This is a genomic window from Phenylobacterium sp. (assembly GCF_030645195.1).
GTDB lineage: Bacteria > Pseudomonadota > Alphaproteobacteria > Caulobacterales > Caulobacteraceae > Phenylobacterium.
The window spans coordinates 14,982-28,959 of record NZ_JAUSLW010000082.1 but is presented as its reverse complement, the minus strand read 5'-3'; the positions used below and the strand labels follow the sequence as shown (position 1 = coordinate 28,959).

The window sequence follows — 13,978 nt, the reverse complement described above, 5'->3', positions numbered from 1 at the left end:
ATCTGTCCCTAGTACGAGAGGACCGGGATGGACATACCTCTGGTGGACCTGTCGTGGCGCCAGCCGCGCAGCAGGGTAGCTAAGTATGGAATAGATAACCGCTGAAAGCATCTAAGCGGGAAACTAACCTCAAAACAAGGTTTCGCCGAGAGCCGTGGTAGACCACCACGTTGATAGGCCAGGTGTGGAAGTGCCGCGAGGCATGCAGCTTACTGGTACTAATCGCTCGATCGGCTTGATCGTTCTTAGTGAAATTCATGAATGCGCTTCAGAAATCGCGCTTTCAGCAGTGATGTCTTCTCAAATATCCGTTTCGTTGACCTGGTGGTTTTGCCGAGAGGTCCCCACCCGATCCCATTCCGAACTCGGTCGTTAAGCCTCTCTGGGCCAATGGTACTTCGTCTTAAGGCGCGGGAGAGTAGGTCGCCGCCAGGTCTACCAAACGGATGCAACTCATCAGAACCCCTTGCCATCACATCAGGCGCACCTCCACGCGCCAACCCATCTGCCGCGGGGTGGAGCAGCCCGGTAGCTCGTCAGGCTCATAACCTGAAGGTCACAGGTTCAAATCCTGTCCCCGCACCCAAGATCTCGGAAAGCCCCGCTCGCGCGGGGTTTTTTGCGTTTGGGGCGTTGCGCTGGCGCGAAATCAGCCCAAATCTAAGCTTGCGATTACTTGAACCGCCCCAGAATTGGCGACTTCCCATGCCCAAGATCGACCTTGCCGCCATCCCTGTCGCCCGCGGCAGCAGCTATCCCCAGCCCTTCGACGCTCCCTGCGAGGGCCAGAGCTACCAGAGGCTGGCCCGCGACAGCGGCCTGACCCTGTTCGGGGTGAACCTGACGGTGATCGAGCCCGGCGCCTGGTCCAGCCAACGCCATTGGCACACCCACGAGGACGAGTTCGTCTGGGTCGTGGAGGGCGAACTCACCCTGGTCACCGACGCCGGCGAGGAGACCTTGAGGCCCGGCGACTGCGCGGCCTTCAAACGCGGCGTGGCCGACGGACACCACCTGATCAACCGCACCGACCGGCCGGCCAAGGTGCTTGAGATCGGTAACGCCGACCCGCAGGACGTCTGCACCTATCCCGACATCGACATGATCGCCGGCCCCGAGCCGGGCTACAAACACCGTGACGGCTCGCCCTATCCGCCCAGGGCGTGAGACTCCGAGCTGGGGCCACGAAAAAAGGGGCCGGCGTTCGGCCGACCCCTTTCCCGTTGGATCTGGGAGGTTTCGTTTAGCGCTGGGCGACGCGCGTCGCCTGGATCTGGGCCACCTCGGAGTTACCGAGCTGTTCCAGGGCCGTGTTGACCGAGCCCTTGAGGCAGCGGCCATAGGCGTCGAGGAACAGGGTCTCGCTGGACGCCGCCTTGGCGCACACCTTCTTGGCGGCCGCGACGATGTCGGCGTGGATCTGCGCGCTGGACTTGCCGATGAGGGAGACGCGAACGCCTTCTTCAGCATTGGCGGCCGGAGCCAGGGCGAGGGTGGCCAGAGCGGCCAGGGTCATCAGCTTCATCATGTTTTTCGTCCCGGAAAGGGGTTGGGGTTCAACCGCCTCCCGACGTTCCTCAGGCGGGCGCTGGGCTTCTCGGGTGGCCCAAGCGTCCCGCCTGAGACCGACTTAGCGCGTGGATTCGGCGGGCCGCAAGTGACAATGGTGCGACGCAATATGAGGAATATTGCGGTGCGATATGAGCAGGCGCCGCCGCCCAAAAGCGGGGCGCCCGAGCCGCCGGAGCCGGCGCGCGGCACGCCTGTTGCGGCGGGGCGGGGGAAGACGCCGAAATGAAACACTTGCGTTCGGCGCCTCTTCACACTTCATTAACCTCTCGTGCTCGCCGAGGTCCCATGTTGCTTCAAGTTCTGGCTCTGACCGCCGCCCTTTCGTCGCCGTCCAGCGCCCCGGCCGCCGAAGCCGCCGCCCCGGCCCTGGCCGCCAACGCCTATATCGTCGAGTGCCTGGTGAGCGGCGTGTCCTTGACGCAGTGCAAGGTGGTCGACGCAGACCCGGCCACCAACCCCGGCGCCGCCACGGCCCTGAAGCTGGCCGCCGACATCCACGTCCCGGTCTCCATGGCCCAGGCCGGCCGCATCCGCATCAAGCTGAACGTCAATCCGTAAGGCCCTCGGGCGCGATTGACGAAGGGGAGCGCCAGGCTCCAAAAGGCTCGCGCGCAGCCTCGCGCCCGGAGCCCCCAGATGCAGACACGTAAGCTCGGCCCCTTCGAGGTCTCGGCCATCGGCCTGGGTTGCATGAGCCTGTCGCACGGCTACGGCCCCCCGGCGCCGCGCGAGCGGGCCGAACGGGTGCTGAAGGGGGCGCTGGACGCCGGCTACACCTTCCTCGACACCGCCGCGGTCTATGGGGTGGGCCACAACGAGACCCTGATCGGCGAGGTGCTGGGCGATCGGCGCGGCGACTATGTGCTGGCGTCGAAATGCGGCCTGACCAATGGCGACAGGCGCGAGCTGAACGGCCATCCCGACGTGCTGAAGGCCACCTGCGAGGGCAGCCTCAAGCGCCTGCAGACCGACGTCATCGACCTCTATTACCTGCACCGCTGGGACAAGCGCGTCCCCATCGAGGACAGCGTCGGCGCGCTCTCCGAGCTGGTGGCCGAGGGGAAGATCAAGACCATCGGCCTGTCGGAGGTGTCGGCCGACACCCTGCGGCGCGCCCACGCCGTCCACCCCATCACCGCCCTGCAGACCGAATATTCCCCCTGGACCCGCAATCCGGAGATCGCGGTGCTGCAGGCCTGCAAGGATCTCGGCGTCACCTTCGTGGCCTTCAGCCCGGTGGCCCGCGGCTTCCTGGCCGGCGGCGCCTCGGACCCCGCGGCTTTCCAGGAAGGCGACATGCGCCTGGGCATGCCCCGCTTCCAGGGCGAGGCCTTCGCCGCCAATCTGAAGCTGCTGGAGGCCTTCACCTCCCTGGCCCGCGAGGCGGGCTGCACGCCGGCCCAGCTCTGCCTGGCCTGGCTGCTGGCCAAGGAAGCGACCATCGTCCCCATTCCCGGCACCACCAACCCCGACCACATGGTCGAGAACGCGGGCGCGGTGGGGATCAAGCTGTCGGCGGAGACGATGGCCAGGGTCGAGGCCCTGGTGAACCCGCAGACCGTGGTGGGACCGCGCTATTCGCCGGCCATGCAGGCGGCCATCGACACCGAGGGGTAGGGGCCTGCAGGTCAGGCCCAACTAAGTATCATCCCAGTTTCCGCGACACGCGGAAGACCGGGACCCAGGCGCGCCGGGCGCGCCGGAAAGATCGGTGTCTCTGGGTCCCGCACTTCCGCGGCTTCGCCGCTACATGCGGGATGACACTCTTAGGGGTTGCCCGGGAGAGCCGCGCTCAGGCGCCCAGGCTCTCGAAGGCGGTGATCAGGGCGGCCTGAGCCAGGCGCTTGGCCCGGGCGGCGACCTCGGCCTCGGGCAGGTCGTGCAGGCCGCGCGGGCGTGGCAGGCTGACCTGGACGGTGATCCCGTCGTCGGTGAGGACGGAGACCCCGACCAGGGTCGGGCTCACGGTGACGGAGGGCGGCAGGGACAGATCCAGCATGGCTTTGCGTCTCCAAATCCCCCAACAGGGCGGGGTTTGAGCCGCTTGAACCCGCAAGTCCAGCCACGGTTTTATGACCAGATGTGATGGAACCCGTTAAGCCTGCCGGACAGGCGGCGGGGCCTATGCCGCGCACCGTCAGAGTCATTTCCCCTCCGTCGCGTCATGGCTGACACGGCGCCGCTTTGCCCCTAGACCATCGCCATGCCGATAGCTCCGCCCCCGCCCGAAGTCGAAGTCCTCATCGTCCATCCGCCGCGCCTGCCGGCGCTCGGCGGGGAGGCGGTGTTCGCCGTCCAGCAGCTGGACGCCGACGATCTGAAGTCCGCGCCGCGGCTGGACGTCGCCCTGAAACGCGCGCCCGGCGTGTCGCTGTTCCGGCGCACCGGCAGCGACGCGGCCAATCCCACCATCCAGGGGATCTCCCTGCGGGGCGTGGCGCCGTCGGGGGCGGGCCGGGCGCTGGTGACCCTGGACGGGGCGCCTCAGAACGATCCCTTCGGGGGCTGGGTGATCTGGTCGGCCCTGCCGCCGGAGGGCCTGGAGAGCGTCACCATCGTGCGCGGCGCCGGCGCGGGCGCCTATGGGGCCGGGGCTCTGACCGGGGTCATCGCCCTGGAGGAGCGTGGGACCGCGCAGGGCGTCTCGGCCCTGGATCTCTCGCTCGCCCAGCGGGGCGGCGCTCGGGCGGCCGTGGCGATGGGAACCAGCGGCCTGCTGGTGACCGCCAGCGCCGAGACCTCCGACGGCTATGTGCCGGTGCGCGGCGGGCGCGGCGCGGCCGACGCCCCCACCACCCTGGACTCGGGGTCCTTCGCCGTCCGGGCGCAGGGGGAGCGCGACGGGATCGTCGGCGCCCTGCGGCTGGGGGTCTATGAGGAGCGGCGCGGGGCGGGGCTGGTCGGCGCCAATTCCACCGCCAGCGGCGGTTCGGCGGCCTTGACGGTGGCCAGGATCGTCGACGGCGGCGGCTGGCGGCTGCAGGCCTGGGCGCGGTCCAGCGACCTGGCCAACACCTCGGCGGCCGTGGCCGCGGGGCGGGTCGCCACCACGCCCGCCAGCGACCAGTACTCGACGCCGGCCCTCGGCTACGGCTTCAACGCCGCCTGGCAGGGGCGCGGCGAGACCTTTTCCTGGGAGGTGGGTGGCGATGTCCGCTTCGCCGACGGCCACGCCTATGAGCGGTTCCGCTACATGGCCGGCGCCTTCACCCGGGGCCGGGAGTCTGGCGGGACCACGGCGGTGGGCGGGGTCTATGCCGAGGGCGTGCTGGACCGGGGCGATTGGCTGGTCACCGGCGGGGCGCGGATCGACGCCTGGCGCCAGCGCGACGCCGTGCGTCGCGAGCGGGACCTGGCCACCGGGGCGGTGAGCCTGAACCAGACCTCCCCCAACACCTCGGGCACGACGCCGACGGCGCGGTTCGGGGCGCGGCGGCGGCTGGGGGACGCGGGCTGGCTGCGGGGGGCGGCCTATGCCGGCTTCCGCGCCCCGACCCTGAACGAACTGCACCGACCCTTCCGGGTGGGCAATGACGTCACCGAGGCCAATCCGACCCTGACGCCGGAGAAGCTCTACGGCGTCGAGGTGGGGCTCGGCGGCGATGGACCCACCCGCTGGAGCGCGACGGTCTTCTACAACCGCCTGGACGATCCCATCACCAATGTCACCGTGGGCGCAGGCCCGGGGACCTTCCCGGTGGCGGGCTTCATCCCGGCGGGCGGGGTGCTGCGCCAGCGGCGCAACGCCGGCCAGATCGAGGCCTGGGGCCTGGAGGCCGACATCGCCCACACCTTCGGGGACCTGACCCTGAACGGTGCGCTCTCGGCGACCAGGGCGGAGGTGGACGGCGGAACCGCCGCGCCGCAGCTCACCGGCAAGCGTCCGGCCCAGACCCCGGAATACACGGTCACGGCCGGCGCGGACTGGAAGGCGGGCGAGCGGCTGACCCTGTCGGCGAACCTGCGTTTCGAGAGCGAACGGTTCGAGGACGACCTCAACAGCCGCAAGCTGGCGGCCTCGGTGGGCGTCGACGCCCGAGCGGCCTGGCGCCTGACCCCCGACAGCGAGGTCTATCTGGCCGCCGAGAACCTCACCGACGCCCGCATCGAGGTGGGAGAGACGGGCGATGGGACCGAGAGCTTCGCCGCGCCCCGCACGGTGCGGATCGGGTTTTCGCTGAGGCGCTAGTCCGGCTTCTCGCCGAACAGCTCCTCGTGCTTGGCGCAGATGGCCGGCCACAGAGAGCGCATCTCCGGGACGTCGAGGCCGAAGTCGCGGGCGAGGACCTCGACGAACTGATCGGCGGTGTCGATCAGGGCCTGGGTCCGCTCGCCGGGCCGGATCCGTCGCAGGGTGCGGCCCAGGATGATCACCAGACCGTCGCGCGTGTGCCGCTGGACGATGGGGAACTGGGTGAAGACCGACTCCGGCGCGGTGCGCAGCCACTGGCAGGTGGCCGCCAGGGCCTCCTCCCGCGCCGTCTCCAGGGTGAAGTCGAAATAGGGCGCGCCGCCCAGGGCGTGATTGTGCAGCCGCCACCAGTCGGCGTCGACCTGCTCCAGCCGAAAGTCGTAGCCGGCGCGGCTATAGCCGCCGGCCAACAGGGGAATGGGTTCCAGCATGCCGTCGCCGAAGCCGACGTCGGCCAGATAGGGGCGGTCGAGGTCGACCCGCAGCACCAGGTGGTTGCCATGGCTGATCGCGCCGCGCTCGTCGCGGCCCACGGCGCCGGCCATCCGGGTGACGTCGAAACCGATCTCCCGCAGCGCCCAGCCGAACAGGCCGTTCATCTCGTAGCACCAGCCCCCGCGCCGCCGGGTGACGATCTTGTCGTAGGCGTCCTCGATATCGACGCCGCCCGGGCGCCCCAGCTGCACGTCCAGGTTCTCATACGGAATGGCCTGGAGGTGGCGGCGGTGGAGGTCGTGCAGGGTGGGCAAATCGACCCGCGGAGTCCCAGCATAGCCGATGCGGGCGAGATAGGCCGACAGGTCCATGGGCGGCTCCTTGCGGGTGGGCGCGGCGAGACTGGCGAGAAATCCCCTCAATGGCTAGGACGGAGGACATGGACAATCTGACCACCGAATTCGCTTTCGAGGCCCTGGTCTCCATCGCCCCGGCCGTGCGCCAGGGCGACACCGCCACGGGCAAGCGCCGGTTCATCGGCATCACCGGCGGGACCTTCAAGGGGCCGCGCATCGAGGGCGAGGTGATCCCCGGCGGGGCCGACTGGCAGACCGTGCGGGCTGACGGCGTCACGGTGATCGAGGCGATCTATGCGCTGAGGACCTCCGACGGCGCGGTGATCGCCGTGCGGAACCTGGGCCTGGTCTCGCCCACCGAGGACGGCGGCCGCTATGTGCGCACCAACCCCAGCTTCGACGCCCCCCATGGCCCCCACGACTGGCTGAACAGGTCGATCTTCGTGGGGACCATCGGGGTGGCCGACGGCGGCGGGGCGGTGCGGATCGGCGTCTACCGGGTGGTGTGAGCGGCTATTTCTTGTCCGGCTCCGCGGCGCCGGTGATCAGGGCCACGATCTGCGGGCTGATGTTCTCGGCGCCCTTCTCCATCATGTGGGAGACGATGCGGGCGCCGACGGCGGCGCGGGTCTGGCTGGTGAACTCGGTCTTGTTCTCCCGCACCCAGTCCATGGAGGCCTTGCGGTTCACATTGAGCTGCTGGAAGTGCGGGACCACGTAGCGGGCGATCATCTCGTAGGAGCGCTTGGTGTTCTCCCAGTTGGCCCAGTTGTGGGCCATCATCAGGTAGCAGCCGAAGCCGCCGCTTTCCTCCTGCAGCTGCTCGATGCGGGCGATGGCCTCGTCGGGGGTGCCCACCACGGCCGAGCCGAGGGCCAGATAGGCCTCGACCGGGTCGCCGGCGAAGTCGTCGGGGACCATGGGCAGGTTGGCGATCTCCCGGAAGTAGTAGATCCACTTCTCCAGGCCGAAGCGCACCTGTTCGATGGCCTTGTCCTTGGTCTCGGCGATGTGCATCTGGCCCACCAGCCGCCAGGCGTTGCGGTCCATGGTCTGGCCGCTGGTCTTGGCGATGTCCTCTGCGATGCCCCAGTTGGCGGCCAGCGCGTTGAACCCCGCCGTGGTGGTGGCGCCCAGTGACAGCAGGCCGATCCCGTGCTTGCCGGCCGCCCGCGCCCCGGTGGGCGAGACCTGGCTGGCCACGGCGATCTCCACCGACGGCCGCGAATAGGGGGTCATCTGCAGGCGGGCGTTGACCAGGGTGAACCAGTCGCTCTCGTGGCTGACCTCCTCGCCGCGCAGCAGGCGCACCAGGACGTCGAGGGCCTCGTCCATGCGGTCGCGCTGCTTGGCCACCGGGATGCCCATCATGAAGGCGTCGGAGGACAGCGCGCCGGGGCCGGCTCCGAACATCACCCGGCCGCGGGTCATGTGGTCGAGCTGGTTGATGCGGTCGGCCAGCATCATCGGGTGGTGGTAGGGCAGGGAGGAGACCCCGGTGCCGAGCCGGATATGCTTGGTGCGCTCGGCGGCGGCGGCGATGAACACCTCGGGCGAGGCGATCAGCTCATAGGCGGCGGAGTGGTGCTCGCCGATCCAGGCCTCCTCATAGCCCAGATTGTCCATGTGCTGGACCAGCTCCAGGTCCCGCTGGATGGCCAGGGTTGGGTTCTCGTCCAGCGGATGGAAGGGCGCGATGAAGGCGCCGAAGCGCAGTTTGGTCTTGAGCATTTGGCCCTCCCTGGGTCTGTTTGGGAGACCTTAGCTGGGATGACGCGGGGGCGCCTAGCAGCCCGTACCTGCGTTTCGAAACCTCAGGCCGCGGCGCCCCGGGGGGCCTCTCCGGCCATCTGTCGCCTTTGGAATTGGTCGGGCGCATGGCAGTTACGCACAGCCGCGCTGAATTCCTCGTCGGTCGGGAGAGACCTTGAACTATCGCCACGCCTTCCACGCCGGGAATTTCGCCGACCTCGTCAAGCACGCCGGCCTGCTGCGGCTGATGGCGGCGCTGACCAAGAGCGCCGGGCCGCTGACCGTGATCGACACCCATGCCGGGCGCGGGCTCTACGATCTCACGGGCGCCGAGGCCCAGCGGTCGGGCGAGGCCCAGGCGGGGATCGGCCAACTGATGACGGCCGTCGACCTGCCGGCCGGCTTCGCGCCCCTGCGGGCGGCGGTGACCAAGCTCAACAACTCAGGTCCCACCAAGCTCTATCCGGGTTCGCCGCGCCTGATCGCCGACACCCTGCGCAAGAAGGACGTCTATATCGCCTGCGAGCTGCGCGGCGAGGAGCACGCGGCCCTGCGCCAGGCCCTGAAGGGCCGCAACGGGATCGAGACCCTCTGCGCCGATGGGTACGATACCGCCGTGGCCCGCTGCCCGGCCAAGGGCGCGGTCCTGGTCCTGATCGATCCGCCCTTCGAGAAGGCCGACGACTACGCCCGCATCGTCGCCACCCTGAAGGCGGTGACCCGGCGCAACCGCGAGGCGGTGGTGATGGTCTGGCTGCCCATCAAGGACCTGCAGACCTTCGACAGTTTCCTAAATGAGGCGCAGGATGCCGGCGCGGGCCCGCTGCTGGTGGCCGAGACCCGCATGCGGCCGCTGAGCGACCCGATGAAGATGAACGGCTGCGCCCTGGTGATCGCCCGGGCGCCGGCCGACCTGGCCGCGCCGCTGGAGGAGATCTGCCGCTGGACCGCCCAGACCCTTGGCGAGAAGGGCCAGGGACGGGTGTCGGTATTGTCGTAACGTCATTTTGCGGTTGCGAAGGAGGGGCGTATGATATGCTGCATCGCACAATCAACCCCGGAGACGTTCCATGAGCGAGCTTAAGTCGAACGAGTCCGTCACTCCCGCTGCGGCGCTTCACGTGCCGATCGGCGCGGCTTCGCCCCTGTGGTTCATGTTCGCCGGCGCGGCCTCGGCCGGCGTCGCCTACTGGTGGATGACCCGCTGGATGCGGCCGGTGAACCTGGAGGCCCTGATGGCGCTCCCCAACGCCGACGCCCACCCCCTCGAGGAGGCCGCCATCCTGATGGAAGCCTTCGTCGAGCCGGTGCTGGAGGCCGCCGAAGTGGTGGAGCCGGTGCTGGAGGCCGGCGGCGTGGTCGATCCCGACCCGGCGCCGACGCCCGCGCCCGAGCCGGCCCCAAACCCCCTCGACACGCCGCCGCCGCCGGTGGAAGCCGCGGCCGTGACAGCGCCGGAGCCGGCCTCGGTCCTGGAAGCCGCGCCTGAGCCCGCGCCGGCGGCGCCCAAGCCCGTGGCCGCCAAGCCCAAGGCCGCGCCGAAGCCGTAGCGCGGCGACGCGCGGCGCTTTATGGCTGATCCTGGCGCCGGAGACGGCGAGGGAGCGGCGATGTGCTGAAGCGAGGGCTGGACATCCTGGGCGCCGTGGCGGGACTGATCGTCCTGTCGCCGGTCCTGCTGATCCTGGCGGTCGCCGTGCGCCTGGAATCCCCCGGCCCGGCCCTGCACTGGTCGCGGCGGGTGGGGCGGTTCAACACCCTTTTCGCCATGCCCAAGTTCCGCAGCATGCGCACCGGGGCGCCGGACGTCGCCACCCACCTGCTGCCCGATCCGGACAGTTGGATCACGCCCCTGGGGCGGTTCATGCGCCGCACCAGCCTGGACGAGCTGCCCCAGCTCTGGAGCGTGCTGGTGGGGGACATGAGCATCGTCGGACCCCGGCCCGCCCTGTTCAACCAGGACGACCTGGTGGGCCTGCGCACGGAGGCCGGGGTCGAGGTCCTGCGCCCGGGCCTCACCGGCTGGGCCCAGGTCAATGGCCGCGACGAGCTGCCGATCCCCGACAAGGCGCGGCTGGACGCCGAGTACCTGGCCCGCCGCTCCACCTGGATGGACCTGTCGATCATCGCCCGCACGGCGGTGACGGCCTTCTCCGGGCGCGGCGTCCGGCACTAGTGGATAGATTCTGACGCTTGGTACTCACTATTGATGCTTCCATGGCCCCCAAGAAGGGGCCGCGGACCTCTCCGAAAGCGGACCCTTGGAATGCGTGCTGAGGGTGGGAAGCAGTCGTTGGCTTGTCACGACTTCAGGATCGGCTGCGCAAAGACGACCTTGGGGTTCGAGCCTTTCGGAACGCTGACAAATGACAGGTTGCCACCACCCCCGCCAACCAGTGTCACCTCGTCCCCAGCCATTTCAAAACTAACGTTCCAGCTCTCATAGCCAGCGGAATATGTGAACACATCGAGCCGCACGCCGGCCTCGAACTCGACGCGCAAATCGGCTGTGATGCGGTCTACGATGAATGATCTTACCCGTTTGCCTTCAAGCAATTCATTGGTTTTCGTTTCTCCGTCCACGGGTTCGGGAAGACCGAACCGTTGACCGTCGTCGTCCACGGCATGAGCAATCTGATTTCCGCTGACGATCCGCCACGGGGCGGAGACGAAAATCCCACCGCCCTTCGTATCGTCGTCACTGAAGGCAAACGACCATCCGTTTTCAAGTCGGGTGGCATGGCAGAAACAGCCGCGCATTGCGCCTTCGACGGCTTCAATCAGATCGACACCCATTCCGGGATGCTTTCACTGCTTCCGGTTGTCGGCAACCCCACATAATCGTTTGTCCAAAACCCGCCGCCTTGGCCTAGCTCAACCGGAAAGCAGCCCTTCGGAAGGTCCGCAACGGGTCGATTCTCACCGCTGGCTTCGGGCCTGGATGCGGAACTTCTAGCGACACGCGCGTCAGCCGATTGCCGGGTCTCAAGCGTCTGAACTTCTCCACTAGATCCGGCCCGCTGATCGTTTCAGGGCGGTGACAAACCGGCGCCCTCCTGAAACCAACCGGCGATTGACGCCGCGTCGGGACGCCCTGCAATGTCGCGGCTCAGGTTTTCAGCTTCGAAGAGGTCCCTCCATGTCGGCTCGTCACACCAAGCGCCCGCTGGGCCTCGTCCTCGGCGTCGCGCTGAGCCTGGCCGCGGTGAGCGGAGCGGCGGTGGCCGCGGTGTCGGCCGAAAAGGTGATCGCCGAGCGCCAGAAGGGCCTCAAGGCCATGGGCGGCGCCTTCAAGACCATCAACGACAACCTCAAGACCGACGCCCCCGACGCCAAGCTGATCGCGGCCCAGGCCAAGATCGTGAAGGATTGGTCGCACCACATTCCCAAGTGGTTCCCGAAGGGCAGCGGCCCGGAAGCCGGCTTCAAGACCGCAGCCAAGCCGGAGATCTGGACCGACCCGGCCAAGTTCGCCGCCGCCGCCAAGGGCCTGCAGGTGGAGGCCGCCAAGCTGGAGACCATCGCCAAGGGTGGCAATATCGACGCCATCAAGGCCCAGGTGAAGGCCACCGGCGGCGCTTGCGGGACCTGCCACACGCCGTTCCGCGTCAAGTCCTGAGGCCTCCGCGTCGATGACCGGCACGCCCGCCACCCGACTGTGGGACCTGCCCACCCGGATCACCCACTGGTCCCTGGTGGTGCTGATCCTCACCGCCTGGCTGAGCGGCGGCCAGCAGATGCAGATCCATACCCTGGCGGGCTACGGGGTGATCGGCCTGCTGGTGTTCCGGCTCTACTGGGGCTTCGTCGGCGGGGAGACCGCGCGCTTCTCGCAGTTCGTGAAGGGGCCGGGCGCCACGGTGGGCTACCTCAAGACCATGGGCAGGCGCACCGCCGCCGACCTGGTGGGCCATAGCCCCGTGGGGGCCGTCAGCGTCGTGGCCCTGCTGCTGGTGATGATCGTCCAGGCGGCGCTCGGCCTGTTCGCCACCGACATCGACGGCATAAACTCCGGGCCGCTGTCCTACATGGTGGACTTCGACACCGGCCGCCTGGCCTCGGAATGGCACGAGTTGAGCTTCCGGGCGCTGCAGGGCCTGGTGGTCCTGCACCTGGCGGCCATCGCCTTCTACGCCCTGTGGAAGCGGCAGAACCTGGTCACCGCCATGATCACCGGCAAGCGCCGGTTCATCGGCCCTGCGCCCAACCTCAAGTTCGCCCCGGCCTGGCGCTTCGTGCTGGGGGTGGTGATCGCCGCGGGCGCCGCCTGGCTGATCGCCCGCGGGCTGAAGCTGCCGAAGCTGTAGACGCGCGGCTCAGGTCGCAAACCACGCCCGTCATCCCGGACGGCCGCCAGGCCGATCCGGGACGCGGCGCGAGGACCGCAACCGCGCCGCCTGGGGCTTAGGCCGCCGCGCCCTTCAGGCACTTGAGCCAGGCGTCCTCGCGGGCCTTCTCGGCCTCGCGCAGGGTGGCCTCGGCGTCGCGGACGGCGGCGTCGTGCTTGCGCCATTCCAGCACCGCGCCCTCGCGGGCGGCGCGGGCGGCTTCCATGGTCTCGAAGCGGGCGAGGATGGCGCGCACGCTGTAGGTCACCGGCGGACCCACCGTCTCGCGGTCGGGATAGAAGCCGGTGATGGAGTCCGTGCTCTCGCTGTCGATGTGGAAGACATCGGCCCAGCCGGCGTGGTGGCGCATCAGGGCCCAGGGACGTTGGACGGTCATCAATAGCTCCTCAGAATCCGCAAGGCGGCGTCTCGCGGCGAACCTAGCGCGGCTCGCGCCTGCCTCCAACGCCGCAGGCGCGCCCATAGCAGATGCGCCGCGCCGGGCGAAAGCCGAAGCGCGCAATTTGACGCCGCCCTCACGCGTCGAAGGCGATGACCCGACGCTCCTGATCGACGGACACCCCCACCCGGGGACAGACATCCCGCAGGGCGCAGAGACCGCAGGCCGGATCGAAGTGGGTGCAGAGCGATTGGCCGTGACCTTTCAGCAGCCAGTGCAGCTCATAGAGCTGCTCCCCCTGCCATTCGACCGGGGCCTGGTCCATCAGGCTATCATAGGCCTCGCGAGCATCGCCCGTGCGGGCCGTCAGACCCAGGCGCCGCGCGACGCGATGGACATGGGTGTCCACCACCAGGGCCCGGTGGTTCATGGTGCTGAGGTTCAGAACGGCGGCGGCGATCTTCACCCCGACGCCGGGCAGACGCATCAGCCAGGCCATGGACTCCTCCACCGGCTCCTTGCCAAGGAAGTCCAGGTTGAGCTCGCCGCGCTTCAGCAGCAGCACCCGGATCAGGATCGGCAGCTGGCGGGCCTTCTGATCGGCGAAGGTCACTGGATCGATGATCGGCTCCAGCTCCTCCTGGGCGGCGTGGACCAGGTCCTCCCAATCGCGATAGGCCGCCCGCAGTCGAATGAAGGCCGCCCAGGCCACCTCGTCATAGGTGCGCGAACTGAGCACAGACTTGATGAGCTGGGACACCGGGTCGAGCTGATGTTCAGGCCGCTGCGGCCCCAGAACACTGCGCAGCCGGTCGCGCACGGGGGGCAGGTCTGAGGGGAGGGCGAGTCGGATGTGCATGCGGTCACGCTAGAACAAAAGTAGAACATTTGTAAAGGGCCGCGCCGCGCCCTACGAAGGGTCGCAGCATCCACGGGAAGGGCG

General features: G+C 68.7%; 17 protein-coding genes, 1 tRNA gene and 2 rRNA genes. 13 read left to right on the top strand and 7 right to left on the bottom strand.

Annotated features, from left to right (window positions below; genetic code table 11):
- The 4 genes from Q7T09_RS07740 to Q7T09_RS07725 all read left to right on the top strand — a co-directional run.
- Positions 1 to 243: ribosomal RNA gene (locus Q7T09_RS07740) — 23S ribosomal RNA — on the top strand; the annotation flags it as partial.
- 77 nt (positions 244 to 320) lie between these two features.
- Positions 321 to 435 (top strand): 5S ribosomal RNA (rrf, locus tag Q7T09_RS07735).
- 74 nt (positions 436 to 509) lie between these two features.
- Positions 510 to 586 (top strand) — tRNA-Met (locus Q7T09_RS07730).
- Between the two features lie 119 nt (positions 587 to 705).
- Entirely contained in the window at positions 706 to 1,167 is a 462-nt protein-coding gene (locus Q7T09_RS07725; RefSeq protein WP_304698985.1) for a cupin domain-containing protein, read from the top strand.
- Between the two features lie 76 nt (positions 1,168 to 1,243).
- Here the strand turns inward: Q7T09_RS07725 and Q7T09_RS07720 are convergent, their stop codons facing one another.
- On the bottom strand, positions 1,244 to 1,528 hold the full coding sequence (locus tag Q7T09_RS07720; RefSeq protein ID WP_304698983.1) for a hypothetical protein: 285 nt from the start codon (positions 1,526 to 1,528) through the stop codon (positions 1,244 to 1,246).
- A gap of 329 nt (positions 1,529 to 1,857) precedes the next feature.
- Between Q7T09_RS07720 and Q7T09_RS07715 the strand changes: the two genes are divergently transcribed.
- Entirely contained in the window at positions 1,858 to 2,130 is a 273-nt protein-coding gene (locus Q7T09_RS07715) for a hypothetical protein (protein WP_304698982.1), read from the top strand.
- Between the two features lie 78 nt (positions 2,131 to 2,208).
- The gene (locus Q7T09_RS07710; protein ID WP_304698980.1) at positions 2,209 to 3,189 is read left to right on the top strand and encodes an aldo/keto reductase; all 981 of its coding nucleotides are present in this window, start codon (positions 2,209 to 2,211) and stop codon (positions 3,187 to 3,189) included.
- 175 nt (positions 3,190 to 3,364) lie between these two features.
- Here the strand turns inward: Q7T09_RS07710 and Q7T09_RS07705 are convergent, their stop codons facing one another.
- Entirely contained in the window at positions 3,365 to 3,571 is a 207-nt protein-coding gene (locus tag Q7T09_RS07705; RefSeq protein WP_304698978.1) for a hypothetical protein, read from the bottom strand.
- A 204-nt stretch (positions 3,572 to 3,775) separates the two neighbouring features.
- Here Q7T09_RS07705 and Q7T09_RS07700 point away from each other — a divergent pair, with 204 nt between their 5' ends.
- Positions 3,776 to 5,761: a TonB-dependent receptor gene (locus tag Q7T09_RS07700; RefSeq protein WP_304698977.1), complete on the top strand. Its 1,986-nt coding sequence runs from the start codon at positions 3,776 to 3,778 to the stop codon at positions 5,759 to 5,761.
- On the opposite strand, the gene Q7T09_RS07695 is transcribed toward Q7T09_RS07700, so the two are convergent.
- Positions 5,758 to 6,570 carry an arylamine N-acetyltransferase gene (locus tag Q7T09_RS07695; RefSeq protein WP_304698976.1) on the bottom strand — a complete coding sequence of 271 codons (813 nt, stop codon included), beginning with the start codon at positions 6,568 to 6,570 and terminating at the stop codon, positions 5,758 to 5,760. The genes Q7T09_RS07700 and Q7T09_RS07695 overlap by 4 nt on opposite strands.
- 68 nt (positions 6,571 to 6,638) lie before the next feature.
- On the opposite strand from Q7T09_RS07695, the gene Q7T09_RS07690 reads away from it, so the two are divergent.
- On the top strand, positions 6,639 to 7,064 hold the full coding sequence (locus Q7T09_RS07690) for a DUF3237 family protein (RefSeq protein WP_304698974.1): 426 nt from the start codon (positions 6,639 to 6,641) through the stop codon (positions 7,062 to 7,064).
- 4 nt (positions 7,065 to 7,068) lie between these two features.
- Here Q7T09_RS07690 and Q7T09_RS07685 read toward each other — a convergent pair whose 3' ends face one another.
- Positions 7,069 to 8,286: an LLM class flavin-dependent oxidoreductase gene (locus Q7T09_RS07685; RefSeq protein WP_304698972.1), complete on the bottom strand. Its 1,218-nt coding sequence runs from the start codon at positions 8,284 to 8,286 to the stop codon at positions 7,069 to 7,071.
- Positions 8,287 to 8,482: 196 nt separating this feature from the next.
- Between Q7T09_RS07685 and rlmJ the strand changes: the two genes are divergently transcribed.
- From rlmJ to Q7T09_RS07670, 3 genes are all read left to right on the top strand, one after another.
- A complete protein-coding gene (gene rlmJ, locus Q7T09_RS07680; protein ID WP_304698971.1) occupies positions 8,483 to 9,307 on the top strand; it encodes a 23S rRNA (adenine(2030)-N(6))-methyltransferase RlmJ in 825 nt (274 codons plus the stop codon).
- Between the two features lie 70 nt (positions 9,308 to 9,377).
- Positions 9,378 to 9,857, top strand: a complete 480-nt coding sequence (locus Q7T09_RS07675) for a hypothetical protein (RefSeq protein ID WP_304698969.1) — start codon at positions 9,378 to 9,380, stop codon at positions 9,855 to 9,857.
- A 65-nt stretch (positions 9,858 to 9,922) separates the two neighbouring features.
- Positions 9,923 to 10,483, top strand: coding sequence for a sugar transferase (locus Q7T09_RS07670; protein ID WP_304698987.1), 561 nt, complete (start codon positions 9,923 to 9,925; stop codon positions 10,481 to 10,483).
- A gap of 125 nt (positions 10,484 to 10,608) precedes the next feature.
- On the opposite strand, the gene Q7T09_RS07665 is transcribed toward Q7T09_RS07670, so the two are convergent.
- The gene (locus Q7T09_RS07665) at positions 10,609 to 11,103 is read right to left on the bottom strand and encodes a hypothetical protein (protein WP_304698967.1); all 495 of its coding nucleotides are present in this window, start codon (positions 11,101 to 11,103) and stop codon (positions 10,609 to 10,611) included.
- 343 nt (positions 11,104 to 11,446) lie between these two features.
- Between Q7T09_RS07665 and Q7T09_RS07660 the strand changes: the two genes are divergently transcribed.
- Together Q7T09_RS07660 and Q7T09_RS07655 are read left to right on the top strand one after the other, a co-directional pair.
- The gene (locus tag Q7T09_RS07660) at positions 11,447 to 11,926 is read left to right on the top strand and encodes a cytochrome c (RefSeq protein WP_304698965.1); all 480 of its coding nucleotides are present in this window, start codon (positions 11,447 to 11,449) and stop codon (positions 11,924 to 11,926) included.
- A 13-nt stretch (positions 11,927 to 11,939) separates the two neighbouring features.
- Positions 11,940 to 12,614: a cytochrome b/b6 domain-containing protein gene (locus tag Q7T09_RS07655; protein ID WP_304698963.1), complete on the top strand. Its 675-nt coding sequence runs from the start codon at positions 11,940 to 11,942 to the stop codon at positions 12,612 to 12,614.
- 97 nt (positions 12,615 to 12,711) lie between these two features.
- On the opposite strand, the gene Q7T09_RS07650 is transcribed toward Q7T09_RS07655, so the two are convergent.
- Both Q7T09_RS07650 and nth read right to left on the bottom strand, forming a co-directional pair.
- Entirely contained in the window at positions 12,712 to 13,032 is a 321-nt protein-coding gene (locus Q7T09_RS07650; RefSeq protein WP_304698961.1) for a hypothetical protein, read from the bottom strand.
- 139 nt (positions 13,033 to 13,171) lie between these two features.
- Positions 13,172 to 13,894 (bottom strand): endonuclease III, encoded by a 723-nt coding sequence (nth, locus tag Q7T09_RS07645; RefSeq protein ID WP_304698960.1) that lies wholly within the window; start codon positions 13,892 to 13,894, stop codon positions 13,172 to 13,174.
- Positions 13,895 to 13,978 lie beyond the last annotated feature (84 nt).

Excerpts from the sequence above, each read along its gene's own strand:
- Q7T09_RS07725 (WP_304698985.1), top strand. The coding sequence starts at position 706 with ATGCCCAAGATCGACCTTGCCGCCATCCCTGTCGCCCGCGGCAGCAGC.
- Q7T09_RS07720 (WP_304698983.1), bottom strand. The coding sequence starts at position 1,528 with ATGATGAAGCTGATGACCCTGGCCGCTCTGGCCACCCTCGCCCTGGCT.
- Q7T09_RS07715 (WP_304698982.1), top strand. The coding sequence starts at position 1,858 with ATGTTGCTTCAAGTTCTGGCTCTGACCGCCGCCCTTTCGTCGCCGTCC.
- Q7T09_RS07710 (WP_304698980.1), top strand. The coding sequence starts at position 2,209 with ATGCAGACACGTAAGCTCGGCCCCTTCGAGGTCTCGGCCATCGGCCTG.
- Q7T09_RS07705 (WP_304698978.1), bottom strand. The coding sequence starts at position 3,571 with ATGCTGGATCTGTCCCTGCCGCCCTCCGTCACCGTGAGCCCGACCCTG.
- Q7T09_RS07700 (WP_304698977.1), top strand. The coding sequence starts at position 3,776 with ATGCCGATAGCTCCGCCCCCGCCCGAAGTCGAAGTCCTCATCGTCCAT.
- Q7T09_RS07695 (WP_304698976.1), bottom strand. The coding sequence starts at position 6,570 with ATGGACCTGTCGGCCTATCTCGCCCGCATCGGCTATGCTGGGACTCCG.
- Q7T09_RS07690 (WP_304698974.1), top strand. The coding sequence starts at position 6,639 with ATGGACAATCTGACCACCGAATTCGCTTTCGAGGCCCTGGTCTCCATC.
- Q7T09_RS07685 (WP_304698972.1), bottom strand. The coding sequence starts at position 8,286 with ATGCTCAAGACCAAACTGCGCTTCGGCGCCTTCATCGCGCCCTTCCAT.
- Q7T09_RS07675 (WP_304698969.1), top strand. The coding sequence starts at position 9,378 with ATGAGCGAGCTTAAGTCGAACGAGTCCGTCACTCCCGCTGCGGCGCTT.
- Q7T09_RS07665 (WP_304698967.1), bottom strand. The coding sequence starts at position 11,103 with ATGGGTGTCGATCTGATTGAAGCCGTCGAAGGCGCAATGCGCGGCTGT.
- Q7T09_RS07660 (WP_304698965.1), top strand. The coding sequence starts at position 11,447 with ATGTCGGCTCGTCACACCAAGCGCCCGCTGGGCCTCGTCCTCGGCGTC.
- Q7T09_RS07655 (WP_304698963.1), top strand. The coding sequence starts at position 11,940 with ATGACCGGCACGCCCGCCACCCGACTGTGGGACCTGCCCACCCGGATC.
- Q7T09_RS07650 (WP_304698961.1), bottom strand. The coding sequence starts at position 13,032 with ATGACCGTCCAACGTCCCTGGGCCCTGATGCGCCACCACGCCGGCTGG.
- nth (WP_304698960.1), bottom strand. The coding sequence starts at position 13,894 with ATGCACATCCGACTCGCCCTCCCCTCAGACCTGCCCCCCGTGCGCGAC.